This is a genomic window from Lysinibacillus sp. FSL P4-0201, from assembly GCF_038593425.1.
In the GTDB taxonomy this organism is placed as follows: domain Bacteria; phylum Bacillota; class Bacilli; order Bacillales_A; family Planococcaceae; genus Lysinibacillus; species Lysinibacillus capsici.
Window position 1 is genome coordinate 666,434 of record NZ_CP151995.1, and the last position, 24,101, is coordinate 690,534.

Annotated in this window: 24 protein-coding genes; 19 read left to right on the forward strand and 5 right to left on the reverse strand. The window is 38.5% G+C overall.

Features of this window, described 5'->3' with window-relative positions; genetic code table 11:
• The first annotated feature begins 18 nt into the window (after positions 1-18).
• The 16 genes from atpA to MKY76_RS03320 all read left to right on the forward strand — a co-directional run bounded on the left by atpA (position 19) and on the right by MKY76_RS03320 (position 13,406).
• Positions 19-1,527 carry a F0F1 ATP synthase subunit alpha gene (gene atpA / locus MKY76_RS03245; protein ID WP_004269477.1) on the forward strand — a complete coding sequence of 503 codons (1,509 nt, stop codon included), beginning with the start codon at positions 19-21 and terminating at the stop codon, positions 1,525-1,527.
• Between the two features lie 47 nt (positions 1,528-1,574).
• Complete coding sequence (gene atpG / locus MKY76_RS03250) at positions 1,575-2,432, forward strand: ATP synthase F1 subunit gamma (protein WP_004269478.1); 858 nt, start codon at positions 1,575-1,577, stop codon at positions 2,430-2,432.
• A gap of 51 nt (positions 2,433-2,483) precedes the next feature.
• Entirely contained in the window at positions 2,484-3,899 is a 1,416-nt protein-coding gene (atpD, locus tag MKY76_RS03255; protein ID WP_004269479.1) for a F0F1 ATP synthase subunit beta, read from the forward strand.
• 24 nt (positions 3,900-3,923) lie between these two features.
• Positions 3,924-4,331, forward strand: coding sequence for a F0F1 ATP synthase subunit epsilon (locus MKY76_RS03260; protein ID WP_004269480.1), 408 nt, complete (start codon positions 3,924-3,926; stop codon positions 4,329-4,331).
• Between the two features lie 81 nt (positions 4,332-4,412).
• Positions 4,413-4,652, forward strand: a complete 240-nt coding sequence (locus tag MKY76_RS03265) for a DUF1146 family protein (protein WP_004269481.1) — start codon at positions 4,413-4,415, stop codon at positions 4,650-4,652.
• A gap of 463 nt (positions 4,653-5,115) precedes the next feature.
• Complete coding sequence (gene murA, locus MKY76_RS03270) at positions 5,116-6,426, forward strand: UDP-N-acetylglucosamine 1-carboxyvinyltransferase (RefSeq protein ID WP_048395622.1); 1,311 nt, start codon at positions 5,116-5,118, stop codon at positions 6,424-6,426.
• A gap of 81 nt (positions 6,427-6,507) precedes the next feature.
• On the forward strand, positions 6,508-7,446 hold the full coding sequence (gene spoIID / locus MKY76_RS03275; RefSeq protein WP_048395630.1) for a stage II sporulation protein D: 939 nt from the start codon (positions 6,508-6,510) through the stop codon (positions 7,444-7,446).
• A gap of 37 nt (positions 7,447-7,483) precedes the next feature.
• Positions 7,484-8,161, forward strand: coding sequence for a M23 family metallopeptidase (locus MKY76_RS03280; RefSeq protein ID WP_048395635.1), 678 nt, complete (start codon positions 7,484-7,486; stop codon positions 8,159-8,161).
• Positions 8,162-8,317: 156 nt separating this feature from the next.
• Positions 8,318-8,578: a sporulation transcriptional regulator SpoIIID gene (locus MKY76_RS03285; protein ID WP_004269485.1), complete on the forward strand. Its 261-nt coding sequence runs from the start codon at positions 8,318-8,320 to the stop codon at positions 8,576-8,578.
• Positions 8,579-8,787: 209 nt separating this feature from the next.
• On the forward strand, positions 8,788-9,783 hold the full coding sequence (locus tag MKY76_RS03290; RefSeq protein WP_004269486.1) for a rod shape-determining protein: 996 nt from the start codon (positions 8,788-8,790) through the stop codon (positions 9,781-9,783).
• Positions 9,784-9,804: 21 nt separating this feature from the next.
• Positions 9,805-10,638, forward strand: coding sequence for a flagellar hook-basal body protein (locus MKY76_RS03295; protein WP_066036934.1), 834 nt, complete (start codon positions 9,805-9,807; stop codon positions 10,636-10,638).
• Between the two features lie 24 nt (positions 10,639-10,662).
• The gene (locus MKY76_RS03300; protein ID WP_048395638.1) at positions 10,663-11,502 is read left to right on the forward strand and encodes a flagellar hook-basal body protein; all 840 of its coding nucleotides are present in this window, start codon (positions 10,663-10,665) and stop codon (positions 11,500-11,502) included.
• A gap of 47 nt (positions 11,503-11,549) precedes the next feature.
• Positions 11,550-11,840 (forward strand): DNA-directed RNA polymerase subunit beta, encoded by a 291-nt coding sequence (locus MKY76_RS03305; RefSeq protein ID WP_004269489.1) that lies wholly within the window; start codon positions 11,550-11,552, stop codon positions 11,838-11,840.
• Positions 11,841-11,896: 56 nt separating this feature from the next.
• On the forward strand, positions 11,897-12,340 hold the full coding sequence (fabZ, locus tag MKY76_RS03310; protein WP_016991806.1) for a 3-hydroxyacyl-ACP dehydratase FabZ: 444 nt from the start codon (positions 11,897-11,899) through the stop codon (positions 12,338-12,340).
• Positions 12,341-12,487: 147 nt separating this feature from the next.
• Entirely contained in the window at positions 12,488-12,871 is a 384-nt protein-coding gene (locus MKY76_RS03315) for a hypothetical protein (protein ID WP_048395640.1), read from the forward strand.
• 109 nt (positions 12,872-12,980) lie between these two features.
• Complete coding sequence (locus MKY76_RS03320) at positions 12,981-13,406, forward strand: hypothetical protein (RefSeq protein ID WP_048395642.1); 426 nt, start codon at positions 12,981-12,983, stop codon at positions 13,404-13,406.
• A 276-nt stretch (positions 13,407-13,682) separates the two neighbouring features.
• Here MKY76_RS03320 and MKY76_RS03325 read toward each other — a convergent pair whose 3' ends face one another.
• Positions 13,683-14,108 (reverse strand): YwpF family protein, encoded by a 426-nt coding sequence (locus MKY76_RS03325; RefSeq protein ID WP_131520802.1) that lies wholly within the window; start codon positions 14,106-14,108, stop codon positions 13,683-13,685.
• Positions 14,109-14,405: 297 nt separating this feature from the next.
• On the opposite strand from MKY76_RS03325, the gene ssb reads away from it, so the two are divergent.
• On the forward strand, positions 14,406-14,804 hold the full coding sequence (gene ssb / locus MKY76_RS03330) for a single-stranded DNA-binding protein (protein ID WP_048395646.1): 399 nt from the start codon (positions 14,406-14,408) through the stop codon (positions 14,802-14,804).
• 245 nt (positions 14,805-15,049) lie between these two features.
• Here the strand turns inward: ssb and MKY76_RS03335 are convergent, their stop codons facing one another.
• A complete protein-coding gene (locus MKY76_RS03335; protein ID WP_342557410.1) occupies positions 15,050-17,812 on the reverse strand; it encodes a DEAD/DEAH box helicase in 2,763 nt (920 codons plus the stop codon).
• A complete protein-coding gene (locus MKY76_RS03340) occupies positions 17,809-19,383 on the reverse strand; it encodes a hypothetical protein (protein WP_342557411.1) in 1,575 nt (524 codons plus the stop codon). Before MKY76_RS03340 ends, MKY76_RS03335 begins: the two co-directional genes overlap by 4 nt.
• Positions 19,384-19,587: 204 nt before the next feature.
• Between MKY76_RS03340 and MKY76_RS03345 the strand changes: the two genes are divergently transcribed.
• The gene (locus tag MKY76_RS03345; protein ID WP_004269498.1) at positions 19,588-20,064 is read left to right on the forward strand and encodes an IDEAL domain-containing protein; all 477 of its coding nucleotides are present in this window, start codon (positions 19,588-19,590) and stop codon (positions 20,062-20,064) included.
• Between the two features lie 172 nt (positions 20,065-20,236).
• The gene (locus MKY76_RS03350; RefSeq protein ID WP_342557412.1) at positions 20,237-21,067 is read left to right on the forward strand and encodes a flagellin; all 831 of its coding nucleotides are present in this window, start codon (positions 20,237-20,239) and stop codon (positions 21,065-21,067) included.
• A gap of 40 nt (positions 21,068-21,107) precedes the next feature.
• Here MKY76_RS03350 and csaB read toward each other — a convergent pair whose 3' ends face one another.
• A complete protein-coding gene (gene csaB, locus MKY76_RS03355) occupies positions 21,108-22,187 on the reverse strand; it encodes a polysaccharide pyruvyl transferase CsaB (protein WP_103117433.1) in 1,080 nt (359 codons plus the stop codon).
• Positions 22,187-24,100, reverse strand: coding sequence for a DUF5693 family protein (locus MKY76_RS03360; RefSeq protein ID WP_342557413.1), 1,914 nt, complete (start codon positions 24,098-24,100; stop codon positions 22,187-22,189). The genes csaB and MKY76_RS03360 overlap by 1 nt, the downstream gene beginning before the upstream one ends.
• Position 24,101: the final 1 nt, after the last annotated feature.

The following is a 24,101-nucleotide window of genomic DNA, read 5'->3' on the forward strand; positions in this document are numbered from 1 at the left end:
ATGTGAGAGGTGACATACATGGGCATCAAGGCTGAAGAAATCAGCAGTCTGATTAAACAACAGATTGAGAATTATGAATCTGAACTTAAAGTAAGCGAAGTTGGTACAGTTATCCGTATTGGTGACGGTATTGCTCTTGCTCATGGCCTCGACAACGCCATGGCTGGAGAACTACTAGAGTTCTCTAATGGTGTTATGGGTATGGCTCAAAACCTAGAAGAAGGTAACGTTGGTATCGTAATCTTAGGTCCATACACTGACATCAAAGAAGGCGATGAAGTTCGTCGTACAGGTCGTATCATGGAAGTACCAGTTGGTGAAGAACTAATTGGTCGTGTTGTAAACCCACTTGGACAACCAGTGGATGGACAAGGTCCTATCAACACTACAAAATCTCGTCCAATCGAAAGTCCAGCTTTCGGTGTAATGGCTCGTAAATCAGTACACGAACCACTACAAACTGGTATTAAAGCGATTGACGCATTAGTACCAATCGGTCGTGGTCAACGTGAGTTAATCATCGGTGACCGTCAAACTGGTAAAACATCTGTAGCTATCGATACAATTCTTAACCAAAATGACCAAAATATGATTTGTATCTACGTAGCAATCGGTCAAAAAGAATCTACTGTACGTGGTGTTGTAGAAACTCTTCGTAAACATGGCGCTTTAGATTACACAATCGTTGTGACAGCTTCTGCTTCTCAACCAGCTCCATTATTATTCTTAGCACCATTTGCTGGTGTATCTATGGCTGAAGAATTCATGTTACAAGGTAAACACGTATTAATCGTGTATGATGATCTTTCTAAACAAGCATCAGCTTACCGTGAACTTTCACTTCTTCTTCGCCGTCCTCCAGGTCGTGAAGCATATCCTGGTGACGTTTTCTACTTACACAGCCGCTTACTTGAACGTGCTGCGAAGTTAAATGAAACATATCAAAATGGTTCAATTACAGCTCTTCCATTCGTTGAGACACAAGCTGGGGATATCTCTGCATACATCCCAACTAACGTAATCTCAATCACTGATGGACAAATCTTCTTACAATCTGACTTATTCAACTCAGGTGTACGTCCAGCGATTAACGCCGGTCTTTCTGTATCACGTGTAGGTGGATCTGCTCAAATTAAAGCGATGAAAAAGGTTGCGGGTACACTTCGTCTTGACTTAGCTGCATTCCGTGAGCTTGAATCATTTGCTCAATTTGGTTCAGATTTAGATAAAGTAACACTTGCTAAACTGGAGCGTGGTAAACGTACGGTTGAAGTTCTTAAACAAGACCTTAACAAACCACTAAAAGTTGAAAAACAAGTTGCAATCCTTTACGCATTAACTAAAGGTCATTTAGATGATATTCCAGTACAAGATATCGTTCGCTTCGAATCAGAATTCTTAAGCTGGTTAGATTCAAACCACACAAACGTTTTAGATCATGTTCGTACTACTAAAGAGCTTGCTCCTGATGCGGATTATGAAGCAGCAATCAATGCATTCAAAAAAACTTTCGCTAAATCAGAATAAGTCTTAGCTAGTCACTTGATTAAAAAACAGAAGGTGGTGAAATACCAGTGGTAAACTTACGCGAAATTAAAGGTCGTATTACTTCAACAAAGAGTACGAAGCAAATTACAAAAGCAATGCAGATGGTTTCTTCTTCTAAGTTACGTCGTGCAGAGCAAAATGCTAAAGCTTACGTTCCTTACATGGAAAAAATTCAGGACGTAGTAGGCGCGATCGCTTCAGGGACAAAAGACAGCGGACATCCAATGTTAACTGCTCGTCCTGTTAAGAAAACGGCTTACTTAGTCATTGGTTCTGACCGTGGTCTTGCAGGTGCTTACAATTCAAGTATCCTACGTCAAGTACAACGTACGATTAACGAGCGTCATAAATCAAAAGACGAATACGTTATTTTAGCAGTAGGTCGTGTTGTTCGTGACTACTTTGTGAAACGTGATCATAATGTCATCAGTAATGTTGTCGGTCTACCTGACCAACCAACATTTGCTGATATTAAAGAAATCGCTCGTAATGCTGTTGGTATGTTCATTGATGGTACGTATGACGAACTTTATATGTACTATAATCACTTTGTCAGCGCTATTGCTAGCGAAGTGACAGAGAAAAAACTTCTTCCATTAACAGATATTGCCCCTGCAAGCGGTACTGCTTCTTATGAATTCGAGCCATCTGGTGAAGCAATTCTAGAAGTGTTACTTCCACAATATGCGGAAAGCTTAGTTTATGGCGCATTATTAGATGGAAAAGCAAGTGAACATGCTTCTCGTATGACGGCTATGAAAAATGCAACAGATAATGCAACTGATCTTATTTCAGACCTTTCTTTGCAATATAACCGTGCACGTCAAGCGGCGATTACACAAGAAATTACAGAAATCGTTGGTGGAGCTGCAGCCTTAGAATAGGCAAGCAGCTTCCCAATGTCGTATAAGAATACGATAGGAGGGTACACAGTAATGAATAAAGGACATGTTATTCAAGTAATGGGTCCAGTTGTTGACGTTAAATTCGACAATGGCCAATTACCAGCAATCTATAACGCTTTAACAGTTAAGATTGAACGTCCTAATGAAGAACCAACAATTCTTGCATTAGAAGTTGCGCTTCATTTAGGTGATGATTCTGTTCGTACAATTGCGATGTCATCTACTGATGGCTTACAACGTGGAGCAGAAGTAACAGACTTAGGAAAAGCTATCTCAGTACCAGTTGGTGAAGTTACACTAGGTCGTGTATTCAACGTACTTGGAGAAGTAATTGACTTAGGTGAAGAGATTCCAGCAGACGCACGTCGTGATTCAATTCACCGTGAAGCACCAACTTTCGAGAATCTTTCAACTACAGTTGAAATTCTTGAAACAGGTATCAAAGTAGTAGACTTACTTGCACCATATATCAAAGGTGGTAAAATCGGTCTATTCGGTGGTGCCGGTGTAGGTAAAACTGTATTAATCCAAGAATTAATCAACAATATCGCACAAGAGCACTCTGGTATCTCTGTATTCGCTGGTGTAGGTGAGCGTACTCGTGAAGGGAACGACTTATTCTTCGAAATGAGCGATTCAGGCGTTATCAAGCAAACAGCGATGGTATTCGGTCAAATGAACGAGCCACCTGGTGCACGTATGCGTGTTGCTTTAACTGGTCTTACAATGGCGGAATACTTCCGTGATGAGCAAGGTCAAGACGTACTTTTATTCATCGACAATATCTTCCGTTTCACACAAGCAGGTTCTGAGGTTTCTGCCCTATTAGGTCGTATGCCTTCTGCGGTAGGTTACCAACCAACACTTGCAACTGAAATGGGTAAACTACAAGAGCGTATCACATCTACGAACAAAGGATCTGTAACTTCTATTCAAGCGATTTATGTACCAGCCGATGACTATACTGACCCGGCTCCAGCTACAACTTTCGCCCACTTAGATGCAACAACTAACCTTGAGCGTAAATTATCTGAAATGGGTATCTACCCTGCGGTTGACCCATTAGCTTCGACTTCTCGTGCATTATCACCTGAAATCGTAGGCGCTGAGCACTACGCAATTGCTACTGGTGTACAACGTACAATCCAACGTTACCGTGAATTACAAGATATCATTGCAATCTTAGGTATGGATGAGTTATCTGATGAAGATAAACAAACAGTAGAACGTGCTCGTCGTATTCAATTCTTCTTATCACAAAACTTCCACGTAGCGGAACAATTCACTGGTCAAAAAGGTTCTTATGTACCTGTAAAAGAAACTGTTCGTTCATTCAAGGAAATCCTTGATGGCAAATGGGATCACCTACCAGAAGATGCTTTCCGTCTAGTTGGTTCAATTGATGAAGTAGTTGAAAAAGCGAAAAGCATGGGCGTAGAGGTTTAATACTAGGGACGAGGAGGAAAAAATATGAAGACAGTTCTAGTCAATATTGTCACTCCCGACGGCCCAGTATACGATTCTGAAGTATCAATGGTAATCGCTAAAACAACTTCAGGAGAAATCGGTGTTCTTGCAGGCCATATTCCAATGGTTGCTCCACTTGCAATTGGTGCAGTGAAGCTTAAAAAAGAAAACGGTTCGACTGATATTGTTGCAGTAAGCGGTGGTTTCATTGAAGTTCGTCCAGAAAAAATCTCAATTTTAGCGCCGTCTGCTGAAATTGCTGAAAGCATCGATGTTCAACGTGCTAAAGAAGCCGTTAAACGTGCTGAAGGACGTCTTCAAAGTAAACAAGACAACATTGATTTCAAACGTGCTGACCTAGCATTAAAACGTGCGTTGAATCGTATCAACGTTCATGAGGGTAATATCTAATTCATTTTTAACGGGCAGATATCGCATCTGCCCGTTTTTTAAGGTGAATAAACATATTGAAGGAGAAATGGAGGATGCTACATGGAAATATATGAAGCGATCGGACAAGAAGCTTTATTGGGTATTTTGTCTCACCTATTTTTTATTGCTATTACTTTTTACGCATTACAAGCTTTTATGATCGAAAAATTATTTAAAAAGAATCGAGTTTTTCAAATTCAGCTCATTTATATTTTACTTAGTATTGCGATAGGCTCAGCAGTATCTAATTTCTTTCTTCAAATATCTAGCTGGTCAGGCAAACTTCCTTATTTATTTTAAAGAATTCGTAGCTTTCTTTCATAAATTTAGAGGTCTACATACTTCAAAGGACTTTATAATACCATTTGTGTGGCCCTTTGAACTATGTAAAAAGACGCTAATACATTAAATTCTTATGAATTTTACGCTATTAGCTACCAAGATACCCATTGATAAATGTACGATAATAGGGCCTGCCACTTCATTTTTTATAGAAAAAAGTGAAAAGTTGTTTTTTATTCATATATCTTTGGGTATGTATTAGAAGCGAACGGGTTATTGGTCATTCACAAAAAAAATTTAGCAGCGTACAATAAATAAATAGCAAAAAATCTAATAATGGCTTAAAATAGTGATTTGGACGCTTGAACGAGCGTTAGAAAAGTTGTACTATAGAGTTGTTTGTTTACTGATTATGACATTATACTTCTTTATTAAAATAAAAATTTGGTAGGTTAATAGATTGAATTCGGAGGGACATAGGGTGGATAAAATAATAGTGACTGGCGGCCAAAAACTACAGGGGAAAGTACGTGTAGAGGGCGCAAAAAATGCAGTGTTACCAATCCTTGCAGCAGCTTTACTTGCTTCAAAAGGAGAAAATGTAATTAAAGAAGTCCCTAATTTAGCAGACGTCTTTACAATAAATGAAGTACTTAAAAGTTTAAACGCAGCAGTTACATATATACCTGAAGATAATGCCGTATATATAGATGCAACAAAAGAACTTTCAAGTGAAGCTCAATTTGAATTTGTTAGTAAAATGCGTGCATCTATTTTAGTAATGGGATCTCTACTTGCTCGTAATGGCTATGCTCGTGTAGCACTTCCTGGAGGCTGTGCAATTGGATCACGTCCGATTGAATTACACTTAAAAGGCTTTGAAGCAATGGGTGCAAAAATTTCATTTGGCCATGGCTATGTTGAGGCGAAGACAGAGGGTCGCTTAAAAGGGGCTAATGTGTATTTGGATTTCCCAAGTGTTGGGGCAACTGAAAATATTATGACAGCTGCATCTTTAGCTGAAGGGACAACTGTAATTGAAAATGCAGCGAAAGAGCCTGAAATCGTGGATCTTGCAAACTTTATTAATAGTATGGGTGGCCGTGTAATCGGTGCGGGGACAAATACGATTCGTATAGAAGGAGTCGATACATTATATGGAGTAGAGCATCATATTATTCCTGACCGTATTGAAGCTGGTACATTTATGGTGGCAGCAGCTATTACGAGAGGAGATGTGGTGATTGAAAACGCAGTTCCTGAGCATATGACTGCTTTAATAGCTAAAATGCGTGAGATGGGCGTAGAAATTACTGAGTTGGATGAAGGAATCCGTGTACGAGTTCCTAAAACACTAAAAGCAGTTGATATCAAAACAATGCCACATCCTGGTTTCCCAACAGATATGCAATCACAAATGATGGCGTTAATGCTTACTGCTGAAGGTACGAGTATTATTACAGAAACGGTATTCGAAAACCGTTTTATGCATGTTGAGGAATTCCGTCGCATGAATGCTGGTGCTAAAATAGAGGGACGTTCTGTGTTTATCGAGGGGCCTGTGGATCTTCAGGGAGCTGAGGTAATGGCAACGGATTTACGAGCTGCGGCTGCATTAATTTTAGCGGGTCTTGTATCAGAAGGAATGACACGTGTCACAAAACTTCATCATTTAGATCGTGGTTATGTTGATTTCCATGGAAAATTAGCATCTCTTGGTGCTAATATTGAACGTATTACAGAAGAAGTAGTGACAATTGAAGATGTAACAGTTGAATTGCCTACAAACTAAATAGATTTTAAAACCCTTTGCTTTTTATGCAGAGGGTTTTTGTTTTCTCATAACTACAAGAAATCTAGCATATTATTCCTTATGAAAAAATGGATGATTAGTATAGGTGTCATTTGCTTGATTGGGGCATTATATATGCTTCCTATAGTAGGGTTTAGTGAAAGACAAGAGGCTATCATACCTCAAACTAGTGATAAGAATGCTTGTGAAATATTTATAGAAGTGGAGGGGCAAGAAGAAAAAATCCCTTTGGAAACGTATATTACAGGGGTAGTTGCTGCAGAAATGCCCGTTTCTTTTAAAAAAGAGGCACTGAAGGCACAAGCTATTGCAGCACGCACATATGCGTTGAAAACGACAAATTACGGAAAAATTGCGATCGCCCCAACTGTGGCAAAACAAGTCTTCTATGATGAAGAACAAAGAAAGGCGAATTGGGCTAGCAATTTCCTGGGAAATGAAAAGAAAATTGTCGAAGCTATCAATGAAACACAAGGACAAGTTATTCTTTATAATAATGAATTGATTACAGCCATGTTTCATTCAACAAGCAATGGTAAAACAGAAAGTGCTTATGGATATGGTGGAAATGATATTCCATATTTGCAAAGTGTTGCAAGTATATCTGATCAAACATCTCCTAAGTTTGAGGCTGAGCAAGAATGGACTTTAGCTCAATGGAATAAGCTCTGGCCTATACAATGGCAACCTAGTGATTTTAATCGTATCCAGTTATTTTATAATGATTCTGGACGAGTAGAACGTTTACAGCTAGGGAATAACGTCTGGACAGGGAGAGAGGTAAGAACGCTCCTTGGTATACCATCAACTGATTTCACAATCATCTTTAATGCCAATAAAAGAAAAGTTCAAGTGAAAACTCAAGGTTATGGGCATGGAGTGGGCATGAGTCAATATGGAGCTGAGGCAATGGCAAATGAAGGGAAAACAGCTGCCGAAATTTTACACTATTATTATCAAGATATTGAAATAAAAAAAATAGATGCATGTTTAAAATAACTTCTAGTTGTTCACACTGCAACTAGAGGTGATGAAAATGAGAGAGGATAAAAATAACAAAGCTTCTCAAAACCAAGATCCAAATCAAAAGGAAAATGGCCAATTACAAAAGAAACCGTGGTTTTGGCCAGTAGTTTACACAGGTGGTGCACTTGTTCTAGCAGGATTGTTATTTGGTTACAATAGTCTCGTATCAAAAGTAGAAGAGGCTCCTTTACCAGATTTAGCTGAAGTAGATCCAGGTCCTGTAGTGGAAACTAATGCACGAACTGAAAACATGAAGTATCCATTCAAAGAAGAGAATTTTAGTAAAGTACAAGTCTTACAAGAATTTTACGAGTTAGAGGCAAATGAAGAGTCTCGTGAAAATGCACTAATGGTATTTAATCAAACATTTACTACATCTTCAGGAATCTCTATTGCTATGAATGGTGAAGAGTTTGAAGTACTAGCTGCTATGAGTGGTAAAGTACTAGAGGTAAAACTAGACGCATTTACAGGCAATAAGATCGTGATCGAGCATCCAAATGGTATGCAGACACATTATAGCTCTGTGAAGGATATCGCTGTTAAAGAAGGCGATGAGGTTACACAAGGTCAAGCATTAGGAAAAGCGACTGACAACGAGTGGAATCAAGCGGCTGGCGTCCACATGCATTTCGAAATTCTTGAAAACGGAAAATATATCAATCCGAAAAAATTACTAGCTTTTTAATGAGAAAAGCTAGTAACGCATAAAAAGTCAGCATTTTATCAAGAAAATGCAAAACGTGTTCTGAATAGCTTTGTCCTCACATAAGGTGAAGAAATGCGCAAATGTGCATCTGATTGCCAAAGCATTTTGTGAAATTGTGTGGAAAGGACGAAGAACGTGCATGAGCACATTCGGAAGCGCTGCATACGCCTCGGTGAATTACTGATTGAGACGCGTGAGACTGTGCGTGTCCTCGCGAAAATGACTGGTTATTCAAAAAGTACGGTGCACAAGGATTTAACAGAGCGATTACCAACAATTCATGAAGGATTAGCTGACCAAGTGAAAGAAATACTCGCCTACCATAAGGCCGTACGTCATATTCGCGGAGGAGAAGCAACGAAAAACAAGTGGAAAGAAAGAGCGAGTCAAGAATGATTCGTTCTTTTTTGTTGTGTTGGACAAGCATAAGTGATGATTTTCTAAGAATAGTAATTCTATATTATAGCCGTTCACTGCCTAAAAAGAAAACAGTCTTATTCACTAAATTTAGGTGAAATTACCAATAGAATATGATAAAATATTCTAGATAAAGAGATAAAATGAACGTTATGTAGTTGGAACTGGCGGGAAGGAGAAATTATAAAATGTTTTCGAAAGATATTGGCATTGACTTAGGGACTGCGAACGTATTAATCCACGTTAAGGGGAAAGGGATCGTCCTCAATGAACCATCTGTTGTGGCGATCGATAAAAAGACAAATAAAGTATTAGCGGTTGGGGAAGAAGCCCGCCAAATGGTAGGGAGAACGCCAGGTAATATCACAGCTATTCGTCCACTAAGAGACGGAGTCATTGCAGATTTTGATGTGACAGAGGCGATGTTAAGACATTTCATCAATAAATTAAACGTAAAAGGATTTTTGGCGAAGCCACGCATATTAATTTGTTGTCCAACGAATATTACAAGTGTTGAACAAAAGGCAATTCGTGAAGCTGCTGAAAAATCCGGTGGTAAAAAAGTATATTTAGAGGAAGAGCCAAAAGTTGCAGCAATAGGTGCTGGAATGGATATTTTCCAACCAAGTGGAAATATGGTAGTCGATATCGGGGGCGGAACGACAGATATCGCAGTTCTATCAATGGGTGATATCGTAACAAGTGAATCCATTAAAGTAGCAGGCGATGTGTTTGATAACGATATTTTGCAATATATTAAAAAAGAATATAAATTGCTGATTGGAGAACGTACTGCAGAGGCAATCAAAATGACAATTGGTACAGTTTTCAAAGGTAGTCGCAATGATACAATGGATATTCGTGGCCGTGATATGGTAACAGGTTTACCACGTACAATTACAATTGAGTCTGAAGAAATTGAACGTGCACTACATGAGTCAGTAGCCATGATTGTCCAGTCAGCTAAAAATGTCTTAGAAAAAACACCACCTGAACTATCAGCCGATATCATTGATCGTGGAGTGATTATAACTGGTGGTGGTGCATTGTTACATGGAATGGACCAGCTATTAATAGAAGAGTTGAAGGTACCTGTTTTCATTGCAGAGAGACCTATGGATTGTGTAGCCATTGGTACAGGTATCATGCTTGAAAATATTGATCGTGTGCCAGCATCCTTATAAAAATAAAATGAGGTGATTTCTTTGTTTAAAGGATTTTATACAGTTGCAACAGGTATGATCACGCAACAAAGAAGAACAGAATTACTTACCAATAATTTATCAAATGCGAATACGCCAGGATTTAAGGCAGATCAATCTACGATTCGCTCATTCCCAGATATGCTAATGTCTAGCATTGGAAAAACAAATGCTCCTGCTCACCAACAAGCCGGCGCTGAATATATGAGTCAAGTAGGAGCTTTAAATACAGGGACATATTTACAAGAAACATTGCCAAATTACATACAAGGCCAAATCTATAACACTGATTTTACAACAGATATGGCATTGATTAATGGAAACTTACCACAAAATGAAGATGGGGTTATGGGTTCAATTTTCTTCCGACTAGAACATCCTGCTGGTGGTGAGGCTTACACACGTAATGGTAATTTCACGTTAGATGGGCAAGGCTATTTAGTTAATGGTCAAGGATTATATGTACTAAATGATGCTGGGCAACGTATCCAGCTACCAAATGATGATTTCCGATTAGATGAAAGTGGCGCTATCTTTGTAAATAATCAACAAGTAGCTCGTGTTGGTGTATCATTTGCTGCAAACCCGAACATGCTACAAAAACAAGATAATGGCCTTATTCGTACAGAAAATGGTGAGAACTTGCCAACAGCTTATGGAGCGAATGGTGTTTCCTTTACACTACGTCAAAACTTTTTAGAAGGGTCAAACGTAGATTCTGGTCGCACAATGACAGATTTAATGACTGCCTACCGTGCATTTGAAGCAAATCAAAAAGTATTACAAGCTTATGATCGTAGCATGGAAAAGGCTGTAAATGAAATCGGAAAAATTTAATGGGCGAACAGGAGGCTTTTATCAATGCTACGTACAATGATTACAGCTACAAACACAATGGGGCAATTACAAAACAAACTGGATACCATTAGTAATAACATTGCTAACAGTAATACAACGGGCTATAAAACAAAGGAAGCATCCTTTAATGAATTACTTTATCAGCAATTTAATAATGATAAGCAGGATCGCGCAGAACGACAAACACCTGTTGGTATTCGCTATGGATCTGGCGCAATGATTGGGCAAATTAAATCCAATGAAAAGCAAGGTTCATTACAAACAACTAATCGTGATTTAGACTTAGCTTTCACAAAAGCGAAACAATATTTCAATATTTTGATGCCAGATGGTGAAAATGGAACTGAAACAGTGTATACTCGACAAGGTGACTTTTATTTATCTCCATTGAATAATGGAACAGTTATGCTTGTAACAGCAGAGGGTTATCCAGTAGCTAATGCTGCAGGACAAGCTATTACATTACCAGACACGGTTCAAAAGTTTGCTGTTCGAGATGGTGGCGTATTAGAAGCATCTTATCCAAATGGGGATATTATTCGTACGGATTTAGCTGTAACAGAATTCCAAAAGCCGCAATTAATGGAGCATGTTGCCGGTTCTTATATGGGATTACCTAATAATTTAGCTGAACTTGGCTATACGCAGGCAGAAGTTTTGACAGAGCTTGTGGGAGCCAACCGTCAGCAAATTGGCATGCAAAGTGGTACACTAGAAATGTCCAATGTTAACCTCTCGAAAGAAATGACAGAACTCATTCAAACACAACGTTCTTATCAATTCAACGCAAGAGCGGTGACATTAGCAGATCAAATGCTAGGACTAATTAATGGCATTCGATAGGAAGTTATCCAAAAACGCATAGTAAGGAATGAAGAGGAGTACAATCTATGACAAACGATTCACGTCGACGTTCTGTGCCGACACAAGAAACCGATACGCAACCGCAACCAGAAAAGAAAGAACGCCGCTCGACTGGAGAGCAACGCGAGGTTCGATGGGTGCAAATCCGACTGATTCCGATTTGGTTACGCATTGTAATTGTTCTCATTTTAGTCGTTGTTGCCGCAGCATTAGGCGCAATGTTTGGCTTTAGCGTTATTGGAGAAGGCAATGCTATGGATATTTTTAAACGAGAAACATGGCAGCATATATTTGATATTATGAATGGTAAAGAATAACATTATTCTTTACCTTACTTTGTGTATACATACTTAATTTTTGAGGGGGAAATGACATGTTAACTGCAGAACAAATTCAAGCAATTTTACCACACCGCTATCCTTTTTTATTCGTCGATCGCATCATTGAATTAGAAGAAGGGAAACGTGCAGTAGGATTAAAAAACGTTTCAATTAACGAAGATTTTTTTAATGGGCACTTCCCAGGTTATCCAGTTATGCCAGGTGTGTTAATTGTGGAAGCTTTAGCTCAAGTAGGTGGAGTGGCTTTATTAAATGCTGAAGAATTTAAGGGTCGTTTAGCGTTTTTAACGGGTGTTGATAATTGTCGTTTCAAGCGTCAAGTCGTACCTGGCGACCAACTTAAATTGGAAGTAGAATTTGTAAAACTTCGTGGCGCAATGGGTAAAGGTCATGGTGTAGCAACTGTAGATGGAGAACTTGTATGTGAAGCCGATATTCTATTTGCAATTGGGCCTGAACAGCCTAAACAAGCTTAATTTGCATTTGTAGACCAAAAGATATAAAATAGATAAAGTCAAGTCAAAAATTGATTAGTAGGTTCTTAAATTGCGATGGTAAATAAGCGATTGTGAATTGAAATAGATGTAATTTTTAGGTTTTACAAACGTAGGAGGATTATTAAGATGTATAAGGAATTGTCTTCAGGTATTAAAATTAGCATTACTCGTTCGATTTCAACATCTTTTGAAACATACTTAGCAAGTATTGGTTGGGATGAAGAGCGCTTTTCCATGGAAGACTTCATTGCAAACTGGCAGACTTATTTTCAGGAGAATGCCGCGTGGATCGAAAAAATCCCTGCTGATACATTGATGAGCGCACAGTTTCATGAAGAAATGGCACAAAAAATCGATGAGGTTATTGCCAAAATTTTAAATGAAGAACCAACAGCACAGCAAGTCGAAACAATCGAGGCATTGCAAAAAGAGCTAGGCACAAACTATAGCTACGACTGTAAAGCAGAGGCAGCATATATTGAACAGTTATTAAAAGAAAAACAAAAATAGTTTGTACAAAAATCGGATAGTTCCCTCCTTTCTCGGGCAATCTATGTAGGATCACAAATACAGTAGATGTATTTGATGACATAGTACCCAAGAAAGGAGGTTTTTTACTATGTGGAAAATGTCATTTTTAACCATCATTCTTGCAACTGCATTCCTTGGAGGTTGTAACTGGGGAAATAATGCAGTAGAAGATCACCCTGTTCGAGAAGTCGAGAATGACGTACGTCGAGGAGTCGACGATGTCGAGGACGCATTAGATCCGAATAATCGTGACGATGCATACGATCGCAATAATGTAAATGGGAATGGTGTAGATCGAGGTACTGTTAACGATAATACAACATTACCAGAAGCAACAACACCTGGTTCAAATGCCGATATCAACAGCACAAACGGCTATGACAACACACCAAATGCAAACGGTGTAAATGGTGTTGAACGTAATGACAACATGAACGGTAACAATAATAATGATGTTGTCGACGATAAAGTAAACAACACTGAAAAATACCGTGATGGTATGAATAACCGATAACATAAAAAGAGTGTTTCCTCTGCGGAAAACACTCTTTTTTATACCCATGTAAGCGGGAAATGCCAGAAGCAGAATACTCATGAAGAGTAACTAATCACTAATCAAGCATGGCCCTGAGAAAATTCCTATACTCCTATAATGACAAAACGAACATTTCCAACAGCCTTAAAGGCCCCCCTCATAGCAACCACCAAATGAAACCCTCCTTTTTCAAATTGTATTGTACAAAAAAATTACTGCTTGTCCAATAAAAAAACGATGCAAAAATTCGCATCGTCAGTCATTTTTTAATTTTGGTCGCTTTTTCATATCTTGTGTAAAGCGATCCAGTAAATCCTCTAAAGAAACACCCTCAGCAAGTAGCTCGGAAAGTAATTGTTCTGCATATTTTGATCGTTTAATTTTAAGCGTACCTTTTAATAGGACTGAAACATGGTCACCGATTTCTTCAACAGTATGTACGATCACCTGAAAAGGAGCGGGTTCATTATCTGGAAATGAAATAACTGCACGTACATTGAAGACGGTAGCATTTGCTAAGAGCTCATCAAAGGTTGAGCGATATTGTTTTTCCATAAACAATTCAAGTACCCAAGATTGATGGCTATTTTCCTGATTAATAATGATGCCATCGATTAAAGGGAATGGTTGCACGCCATCTTTCGTGACAAGGTCAAAGGAAAGCATTTTAAAGGTTTTCAATATGTATATTCCTCCTAAGTCTGTCATTCTTTTAGTATAACACATGAGGCAGCAGTTGTTTGTGATGCGCACTTGTGACGGTTTTTCAAAAACTGCGAAATTGCAGATTTCATGAAATAGCATTTGCCATTACAGCCTAAAGCATTCAGCTAGAAAATTAAAAAAAAATAGAAAAATAAAAATGCCAATTTACCTAATTTATGCACAAAAACTGAAGGAAATTAACAATATCGATTTTTGCGAATGCCGGAATCATTTTGTAAGATGAGAGCAATCAAAAGCAAAGGAGGTGAATGAATGAATCAAGTCGGATTGGTTGGAAGGTTTACAAAAGACCCGGTGTTACGTTACTTATCTGGAAATCGTATGCAGACCCATTTCTCACTAGCCATTAATCGTAATTTTAAAAACAATCAAGGGGAAGTAGATACAGATTTTGTTTTCTGTACAGCTTGGGGAAGGCTTGCAGAGAATATCGTTAAATATTGTGGAAAAGGTTCATTAATCGGTGCCACTGGCCGTATTCAAACAAGGTCATTTGTAAATGAGGAAAGCACAAAGATTTTTATGACAGAGATAGTGGTTGAGGATGTTAGATTTTATCAACTTAAACAAAGAGATAGTGACGAAGCAGTTACTGTACCGGCACAGCCACCGAATGAACAGGAACACTTAAAGGATTTTGTTTTACCTTAGCAAGTATAGTTTACATACGGGGCAAGAGTACTTTCATTGTCTGATCCGCCATTCTCCTTATATTTCTTGCACCGTAACAAACAGAAAGGAATGATGTGTAACACTATAATAAACATTGCTGAAGACCGCACAGCAATGGAATTTTCAACACAACTAAATACGAATTATGAAGTAAGTAGGGAAAAGAAGTAGCAAGTTCCACTAAAAGAGCGCCAAGAACTATTTGCTCTTGGCGCATCTCATTATTATATATCTAATGTTATTAAATCGCGGAGTTCTTGATCTTCTAACTCGGTCAACCACTGGCTTGATTGAATAAGCTCTTCGGATAATGCAGATTTCTGCACCAGCATCTTATCAATTTTTTCCTCGATCGTGCCAATTGTCACAAATTTATGGACCTGCACAAATTGTGTCTGTCCGATGCGATATGCTCGATCTGTTGCTTGGTTTTCAACAGCAGGATTCCACCAGCGATCTGCATGTAAAACATGATTAGCTGCTGTTAAATTAAGTCCTGTTCCACCAGCTTTCAAAGAAAGGATAAATATAGGGAAATCTCCTGCCTGGAAAGCCTCTACTAAGCGGTCTCGCTGCTGCTTAGGCATGGCACCAGTTAAAAACGGTGCATCTACATTATATATTTCACTAAAGCAATGTTGTAGCAATTGTCCCATTCCAATATATTGTGTAAAGATGAGACATTGCTCGCCATTGTCCACAATCTCAGCTGCCATTTGTACAATGCGCTCTAGCTTAGTCGAACGTGCAAGCATTGTTTCGGCATCCTCGAAAGGTTCCTTTAAATATAAGGCAGGATGATTACATAGTTGCTTTAATTTACTGAGCATCTTTAAGACGCGACCCTTTTTTTGAAAGCCTGTTAACTGCTCCAACTGATCAAGCGTCTCTAAAATATAGCCCTCATAGAGTGAAGCTTGCTCTGTTGTTAATGGACAATATTCATTCGATTCTAGCTTATCTGGTAAGTTAAGCTGTAAATGTGGATCTCGCTTTGTACGACGCAATAAGAATGGCTGAATTTTAGCTCGAAGCTTCTGCTTATGCGACTCTGATTCGTCTCGTTCAATAGGCAAAATAAATTCTTCATTGAAGCGACCAAAACTACCTAGATAGCCCTTATGAATGAAATCAAAAATAGCCCATAACTCAGATAAACGATTTTCTACAGGTGTCCCAGTAAGAGCTATGTGATGGTCACCTAGCAATTTACGAATGGCTTTCGATTGTAATGTTTGCATATTTTTTATGTTTTGTGCTTCATCAAGTACTACCGTTGCCCATTCGATATCCTGTAAAAATTCAGTATCCTGTGACACAGTACCATAGGTTGATAAAATGACATGTGGCCTTTCTGCTGTCACTAGCTTTTTAAATTCTTCATCCTTTGCTCGATTTGCTTGATAATGTGTATGCACAATCAGGGACGGGGCAAATCGAGCAAGTTCTTTTTGCCAGTTCCCAAGTACTGAAGTGGGACAAATAATGATGGATGGCTTTGTGTAAGTTGATGACTCATAAATATGGAGCAAATAGGTAATCAATTGAACCGTTTTTCCAAGTCCCATATCATCAGCTAGACATGCACCGAAACCTTGTTGGCGCATAAAGACTAACCATTCAAAGCCTTCTAATTGATAAGGGCGTAATTCGGTTTGTAGGGACAATGGAATCGAGACGGCAGGTAAGCCTTTCTTCTCCAAAAGTTGCTCCATGTATGCTTTTAATGATTGTTGTATTTCCAATGCAAAGATTGGATCATCTCTCAGTGCATCATCTGCATCTTCTTCCTCAAGAGGGGCAGACAGGTCTTCTGGTAACTCCCTAAATAATAATTCTCGAACAGTCCAACTTTCATCTTCTGCCTGTTGCATCAATTCACGCATTTCTTGCATCCAATTAGCATCTACTCGGAACCATTCAGTACCAATACGAATAAATTCACGTTTCTCATCCACAAGTTTTTTAAATTGCTCAGCTGAAATCGTTTGTCCGTTCATAGAAAACTGCCATTTAAACGTTAAAATATCATCTAAACCTGCTACCTTCCTTGTGGAAACATTACTAGTTGTAACACGTACTCGGATTTTGGATTGTTTTAAATCCTTTAGCCATGCTGGCAGTACAACATCAAAACCAAGTGCCTGCAATCTAGCAAGGTCCTCCCGTAAAAAAGAGCGAACTTCTAAATCTTCCAGTGTCACACGAATAAAGATATCACTATTGATCGTATCGATGGATAGAAGTTCTACAATTTGCTGTTGTTGCTGTGTAATTTCAGTCGCAAACATACGCCACTTTGTAGGTAGTGCCTCTTCAATAGGTAAGGATTGTTTACGAATAGCAGGTGTCCAGTAGTTTTTCGTTGTAGTAGTGCTTAGCACCGTTTCTAATAACCATACATCGGCATCTTCTTCTGGCTCACTTAACCGTAAAGAAACGGAAACAGCTCCAGCTTGACGAGCTTGATCCAATGGCCAGCCTCCACGTAGGAAAAAGGGTAATAACTTTGGTAAATCAGCTAGTATTAGCCCAACCTGTGAAAGCTTCTGCTGTACAGCTGTTTCCAATAATGCTGAATCTATATGATCAATAGGGAAAGTTAATGATGAAAAATCATCTGCAATCACAGCATGTGACCAAAGTGATGGCTCTTGCCAGTATGCTTGTAATGCGTAAACTTTTTTTAACCATTCTATACTTTCTTCATTTGCACCACTCCAATTGATGAAAGGGTGCTGGAAGCTTGTTGAAAAAATATCGAGTAACTCAGCTGTAGAAACTTCAATTGTAAAATCAGCTCGATTTGTTAATAATCCATAAACGTTTGCCTCATAAGTAAAGAATAGCGAAGAAATTAATGTATCAACATCGATTGTTGTACCATTTGCAGTAAAACCCTGCAACGTAAAATATCCTTCCCGAGCTACTTCAATACGGAGCTGTTGTGTTTTGGAAAAAGGGGAAGGAGCATTTATTGTCATCATACTAAGTTTCCTTTCTCAATTTCTTCTTGTAACGCACGTAGTCGTTTATATTCTGCACGAATGGTTTGCATATATGTTTCAAAATAAGCTGCTTTACCAGCTCGCTTTGCAGCGCTACGCATACTTTTCCAAATACGCACAGCCTGTTTATAATTTAAGCGTGATTTTTGCGTAATTTCAGCCATTGCATAGACATGATATAAAGGTAAAACAGTTGCAGGTTCAACCTGTAATACATCCTTTAATCCACACATTTCTAAGTAAGAGAGGGATGATGGGTTTAGTTGATGCAGAGCTGCCCATTCCCGATAGCGACCTTTTTTAATTAAAAAACTTGAGAACGGCTGTAGTCCATACACACCAAAGGCACTATACAGCGTTGCTTCCTCTTCCTCCGAAAGCTGAATCTCGTCAAATAAAAGTTGGAATTGCCTTACGTATTGGGCACGCTGAACGACTGGAACGACCTCCTGTAGAAACACTTCAGTCAAAGGTAAAATTGCTCGTAAAATGACTGCTAATGAATTGGACTCTCCAGCACGTTGTGCAAAAGTAGCTAGTTCAAACAAATCCTGCATTTGTGGTAAATCAACCTGTGCCAACTTTTCAAGCAGTAAATCCTCTTTCTGTAATAGCACATAAAATAATAATTTTAGTGATTGTAGAGAAATTTCTGCTGAAGAGTGAACAAGATTATTTATAAATGCCAATTCCTGTTCACGACGAGGCTTCTCATAAAAAAGTACTGCCCATAGTAGCATATATAGACGAAGGCGATTGGCAAAAAGTCCTTGTCTTTCTAATAAAAATTCTCTTACTAGCTCTTGGATGGCATCATAAAATGGATCTGTTGCAAATAGTCGTGATCGATTAGAAAGCTCTGTAAGAATGCTCTCAAAAGATTGCGTGCTTTGTTCGATAAAATATATCATATAAGGTGAATCTAACGAATGTCCAGGTGTTTCATTTAAATGTCGCCATATCGAATTAAAAATGGCTAGCTCCATATAGAGCTTATAAAGAGGTTGCCATTCACGCTCAAAGGGCATATGTCGACGAAGACGCTCCAAAGCATCGGTTCTTACAGCGGAAAGCCCATAGCCTTCTAGTATGCGCCCAGGTGGTAATAATCGTTTCATCACCTCATCCACCATCATCGACCAGCTTTGTGGGCTGCGTTCATCTGCTAAAGATTTTAATTGAACAGATTTTTGTGCACGCCAAGCACTCGACCAATTTTGAACCGAATCAAAATATTGGTAGAGAGCGAGTAAAGCACCTATTTGATGTCGACACCATTTTGCTTGAGGACAGCTACAATGTAGCTCTTCCTTTGAAAAATCAATTTCAACAGAAGCGGGTCTGACATCTTGAACACTTGCATATAATATAGAACTTGCTCCATTAAATCGTTCAAAAACAATGGACTTATTCCTTACTGAAAAGACAGCACGGCGCACTAGTTCCTCATCTTCGGTAGAGGAAGGATGTAACCCTTGTTCAGCTTCTTTTAATTTTGTCAGCACAAATGCTTGATGTTCCTTAGCTAATTGCGATATAGACAATGCCATAACCTCACTCCCTTCATCATGTATGGCTATAGTTAACATTGTTAATTGTAAAAAGGAAAAAAAGACTGTCCTTCCATTATACGATTAAAATGCAGTAATGATAAGCTGAATGATCAGAAAGAAAAAAATGAGTTAAAGATAGTTAACAAGGCTTTTGATTTGTGTTAAAATCTGAATAATCAGATAACTAGGGAGGGATGAAGGATGATGCAAGTTCAATACATGAAGCCGTTTTACACAAAAGTTACTGGAGATAAATTACGTCTCGTATTTGCTTATCAATATTTCTCTATTTTAAAAGAGAATGAGATTTTCCATTTCATTCCCATAGAAGGTAAAGAGATGATCATCAACATGAAGACACAGCAGATTGAAAATTTATCTGAGGTTTTTGTTTTCCAAAAAGGAAATCGCTTTATTCGGTTACCACTTTATCAACTATTGCTTATTACTAATGTTCATGAGCATCTAGCACCAATACTTGAAAGCGCTACACCAAAGCAACAAATTCCGATGGTTTCTACTGTGACGGTTGGTGAAATTGATCAGCTTATTGCAGAGTTAGAGGAGAAAAATTTGGATCATTTGATTGATCAGGCATTACTAGAGAATGATAAAGAACTCTTTTTCGAATTGCTACAGCAAAAGAGCCATCAACTTGGGGGTTTCAAAATTGAATAGATGGAATGTCCAGTAAGCACCTACTTATCATAAATGACAAGCAGGTGCTTTTATTATGTAGTTAATCAACTATAAAATGTTAAAAACACATAAAAAATTAGAAACCATTTCCAGTATTAAGGTCAATAGATGAGATGTTGGACCGATATAAAAACAAGAAGGTGGTGAAATCATGCTTGGTAAGTGGTCAGCAACAGGGATGGCAATCCTGAATAATATGAATCGTCATTATGGGGCGATGAGTAAAGCCATGCTACGAATTTCTTCCGGATATCGAATTAATAGTGCAGCAGACGATCCAGCTGGACTGGCGATTTCTGAAAAAATGCGTGCTCAAATTCGTGGCTTGAATATGGCAGCTAAGAATATACAGGATGGTATTTCGCTTGTGCAGACGGCAGAGGGGGCACTGAATGAGACACATGCCATGATTCAGCGTATGCGTGAGCTAGCAGTGGAGGCAGCCAATGATACATTAACAGATGATGATCGTAAAAAATTAGATTTGGAATTTCAAGAATTAAAAAAGGAAATCCAGCGCACATCAACCGATACAGAATTTAATACAAAGACATTACTTAATGGGGATTATGAAACAAATGGCATCAAGATTCAAGCAGGCGCCAATGCAGGACAGAGTATAGAATTATTTATCAATGGGATGGGGTCCGAGGCACTTGGGTTGAAGGATACTTCTATTGCTACTCGTGAGGATGCGGAAAAAGCTATGTCTTCAATGGATGAAGCCTTAAAACATGTTTCCAATGAGCGCTCACGTCTTGGTGCCTATCAGAACCGCTTGGAACATGCCTATAATGCTAATGTGAACACGGCAGAGAATTTACAAGCAGCAGAGTCTCGTATTCGAGATGCAGATATCGCAAAAGAGATGATGAATATGGTGAAGGCGCAAATTTTAATGCAAGCAGGTCAATATGTTTTAGCCATGCATATGCAACAGGCCCAGTCCATTTTAAAATTATTAGAAGTAGGAAAAAAATGATGAATTTCAATTAACATTGAAATTCATCATTTTTTAATGTTTATTTTGACAAAGCATCAATTGCTAATTTAGCAGTTGCAGTTGCTTCATCTTGCAATGGGATGACGGCCTGGCGCATTTTTTCTTGAACAGTTGTATAGGATTCAAGAATTGCTACAGCTTGTTCAAACAATGTTACACCATTCCAATCATCAACCTCGACATGACCGATGACAGGCTGATCAACGATATCAGCAAACGCATCAATTTTCGGATCATACGAAATGGCAATAAACGGTGTCGCATAGATTGCCGAGAAAATTAAGGAGTGCAGTCGCATACCTATTAATAGTTGAGATTGACCAATCACTGTGATTTTTTCCTCAATAGATAAATCAGCAGGAGCAATCAAGCTCTTTTCCTTCATAAGTGCTGCTACTTCCTGTGAAGTAATAAAATCATGCTCACCATGCATAGGCAGGAAAACGATTTGCTCACCCTGACGTACTAATTCATCTAGGCTGTGTGCAATTTTTTCCTTGTAGGCAACAGCGGATGGCCAATCTCGAACGCTTACAGAGATATAGCTATCGGCTGACAAAGAGACATTTTCTAGCCACTCACAATGAAAGTCATTACCGTTAAGTCCCATAACAGGATCTGGTACGATCTTTGTTTCTTTTCGCACACCGATCTCTGTTAAAAGAGCTAGAGAGGCTCTATCTCTGACTGTTATTTGTTCGACCTTATTAAAAACTGTACGAACAATAAATTTACTAAGCGGGTGATTGATTGGACCCATACCTTGGGCGTAAACAAATACTGGCTTCTTCAACCATTTTGCGATTTGAATAACGCCCGCATAGTAAGGAATCGTTTTCATGCCTGTTTGATCCTGCATGAGACTACCGCCACCACTAATCAGTCCATCTGCTGTTTTAAGTAATTGACGAATTTCTTTCATTTTCCAACGGTTAATGGCTTTGACACCATATGTTTGCTCAGTAGCTGCTGGATTATTAGATAATACCGTGATCTCTATATCACTTTGCCACTTTTTTAAAGATTGGATAATGGACAGTAGAATGGCATCATCTCCGACATTATCAAATCCATAATAGCCAGATAAAACAACGTGCATTATGACCACCTCGCGATTGCCTTAGAAACCCAACGATAACCGATTTTGAAGATTAGGATAAACACAAGTCCTACTACAAGACCTAGAGATACACTGTATAGTGTACGTAATACAGAAACAGCTACTGGGATGTGTAGGTGAGTAAATGTATTCATGATGGATAAGAAACCAATAACACCTGGTACTAGGAGAATACTTCCCCATTTGCGATTAATACCCATTACATATAACGCTAAAATGAAGAATGGGAAACCAATTAAAAATTCCTTTGTTCTTGGTCGAACATACAATGTATTTTCTAGCCATTGTCTAAAGGCTAATTCCATATCACTTACAGAGCCAGAGTTACCTGTTCGGCTAATGTAAAATAATCCGACACCTGCCAACACAACGAGTAGTAACACATGCCAATATTTTAATTCTTTATTTAACAATGTTACCGTATTTGATAAAGAGTTCTTAATGTTTTGTTCAGCTAGTCGGTTTATCTCAATCACTGTAAATAGTAAAACACCCATAATTGGAATAAGATAAACAAGCTTAACCCCTTTAAATACAGCAAAGCCTGTCATAAAGGCATTACCATTCAATAAGCCAATGACAATAACAATGCCAATTACACTAATTGCTACTGCCTTTAAGTATTGGATCAATATGTTAGACACCTTCGTAGAACCTTGCGCTGATTTGATGACTGCATAGGTTGGTGCAAGGACTGCAATAATGAGTGCAAATGCTTGTAAAAATAGAGTACTTTTCAGGATAAAGTACGCAATTGCTAGTACAGCCATAAAGCCAGCTGCCGCGATACGAAGAGGCATCCATTTTACTAATTCTGAAATGATAAAGGTAAATAAAATACCTGCTACTAATACGGTTGCTGTGACCCAAGCTGGCACTACTACTTTATCAAATAGCTTTGGTTCACCTGCTTTGAAATGATCTGGCATTGTGTCATGCACACCATTTAAATAATCAATCGTTTCTTCTACATTTTCTTTGGCATTACCTGTTGTTTTAATATGATAGAAAATAGAGCGAATATTACGCTCTTTGACAGCTCGTGTTGTACGGTCAATACTTGCATTTAGCTTTAATTTAGTCTCTCTATTGACATTGATGCTATGCAAACGAATCATATTATAATCCGTCATTTGAGCGATTTTACTTTCGCCTTTAAGTGGGTTACTTTCAATTGTGTAGAAGTAATAGCCAGCATCATTTAATTTTTCAACTAATTGATTGCCGTCTTCTTGTCCAAAACCAATAGCTTCATCACCTTGACCAAGTAAGCGTCCTGCTGAAGCCTCTTTTAAATCGACTAATTGATTGACCAACTTTTCATTAGCTACTTCATTATCCGCATTTTCCACTTTAAAGATGTGAGCTAGTCCATGCTTACTAATCTTGTCAATAGCAGGCTGATCATAGCCAATTGGAGTTTTTAAATCAAAATTGTGGTTAGAAGCAGGAAGGAAATAGAAAGCTTCTTCTCCTATTTGTACTTCCTCTGGTTCAACGCTCTCCATAATCAGTTTTTGGTAGCTTTCGTTTTCAGGCACTCGAATATAATAGCCGCTATTAGTGATATCAACAGCATCTTTATAAGGTGTAAACAATAATTGGGCTGCTAACTCACTTTCTTTATAAACAGTAATTAAGTTTTGCTTTTCCATTTCCTTTAATGTTAAGGGCTCTAGACTCACAGTATTCAGCCCAGCATCCTTTAAGGAGGAAAGAATTTCATCCATTGTTAGGTCGCTATTTTTTTCTGCGGTTTGTATTTCATCATAGGGAATAACAATCTCATAAGCATCATTCGATTGCTCCGCATTCCACCTCTTCATGATACCTGTAGAGGAAACGACGAGTAAAAGAACAATGATTCCCCAAAGCCATTTCTGTTTTGACATA

Excerpts from the sequence above, each read along its gene's own strand:
- MKY76_RS03305 (WP_004269489.1), top strand. The coding sequence starts at position 11,550 with ATGACAAACGATTCACGTCGACGTTCTGTGCCGACACAAGAAACCGAT.
- spoIID (WP_048395630.1), top strand. The coding sequence starts at position 6,508 with ATGAAAAAATGGATGATTAGTATAGGTGTCATTTGCTTGATTGGGGCA.
- MKY76_RS03280 (WP_048395635.1), top strand. The coding sequence starts at position 7,484 with ATGAGAGAGGATAAAAATAACAAAGCTTCTCAAAACCAAGATCCAAAT.
- MKY76_RS03265 (WP_004269481.1), top strand. The coding sequence starts at position 4,413 with ATGGAAATATATGAAGCGATCGGACAAGAAGCTTTATTGGGTATTTTG.
- MKY76_RS03350 (WP_342557412.1), top strand. The coding sequence starts at position 20,237 with ATGCTTGGTAAGTGGTCAGCAACAGGGATGGCAATCCTGAATAATATG.
- MKY76_RS03335 (WP_342557410.1), bottom strand. The coding sequence starts at position 17,812 with ATGATGACAATAAATGCTCCTTCCCCTTTTTCCAAAACACAACAGCTC.
- MKY76_RS03315 (WP_048395640.1), top strand. The coding sequence starts at position 12,488 with ATGTATAAGGAATTGTCTTCAGGTATTAAAATTAGCATTACTCGTTCG.
- MKY76_RS03260 (WP_004269480.1), top strand. The coding sequence starts at position 3,924 with ATGAAGACAGTTCTAGTCAATATTGTCACTCCCGACGGCCCAGTATAC.
- atpD (WP_004269479.1), top strand. The coding sequence starts at position 2,484 with ATGAATAAAGGACATGTTATTCAAGTAATGGGTCCAGTTGTTGACGTT.
- MKY76_RS03300 (WP_048395638.1), top strand. The coding sequence starts at position 10,663 with ATGCTACGTACAATGATTACAGCTACAAACACAATGGGGCAATTACAA.
- csaB (WP_103117433.1), bottom strand. The coding sequence starts at position 22,187 with ATGCACGTTGTTTTATCTGGCTATTATGGATTTGATAATGTCGGAGAT.
- MKY76_RS03340 (WP_342557411.1), bottom strand. The coding sequence starts at position 19,383 with ATGGCATTGTCTATATCGCAATTAGCTAAGGAACATCAAGCATTTGTG.
- MKY76_RS03290 (WP_004269486.1), top strand. The coding sequence starts at position 8,788 with ATGTTTTCGAAAGATATTGGCATTGACTTAGGGACTGCGAACGTATTA.
- fabZ (WP_016991806.1), top strand. The coding sequence starts at position 11,897 with ATGTTAACTGCAGAACAAATTCAAGCAATTTTACCACACCGCTATCCT.
- MKY76_RS03320 (WP_048395642.1), top strand. The coding sequence starts at position 12,981 with ATGTGGAAAATGTCATTTTTAACCATCATTCTTGCAACTGCATTCCTT.
- MKY76_RS03360 (WP_342557413.1), bottom strand. The coding sequence starts at position 24,100 with ATGTCAAAACAGAAATGGCTTTGGGGAATCATTGTTCTTTTACTCGTC.
- ssb (WP_048395646.1), top strand. The coding sequence starts at position 14,406 with ATGAATCAAGTCGGATTGGTTGGAAGGTTTACAAAAGACCCGGTGTTA.
- MKY76_RS03345 (WP_004269498.1), top strand. The coding sequence starts at position 19,588 with ATGATGCAAGTTCAATACATGAAGCCGTTTTACACAAAAGTTACTGGA.
- atpA (WP_004269477.1), top strand. The coding sequence starts at position 19 with ATGGGCATCAAGGCTGAAGAAATCAGCAGTCTGATTAAACAACAGATT.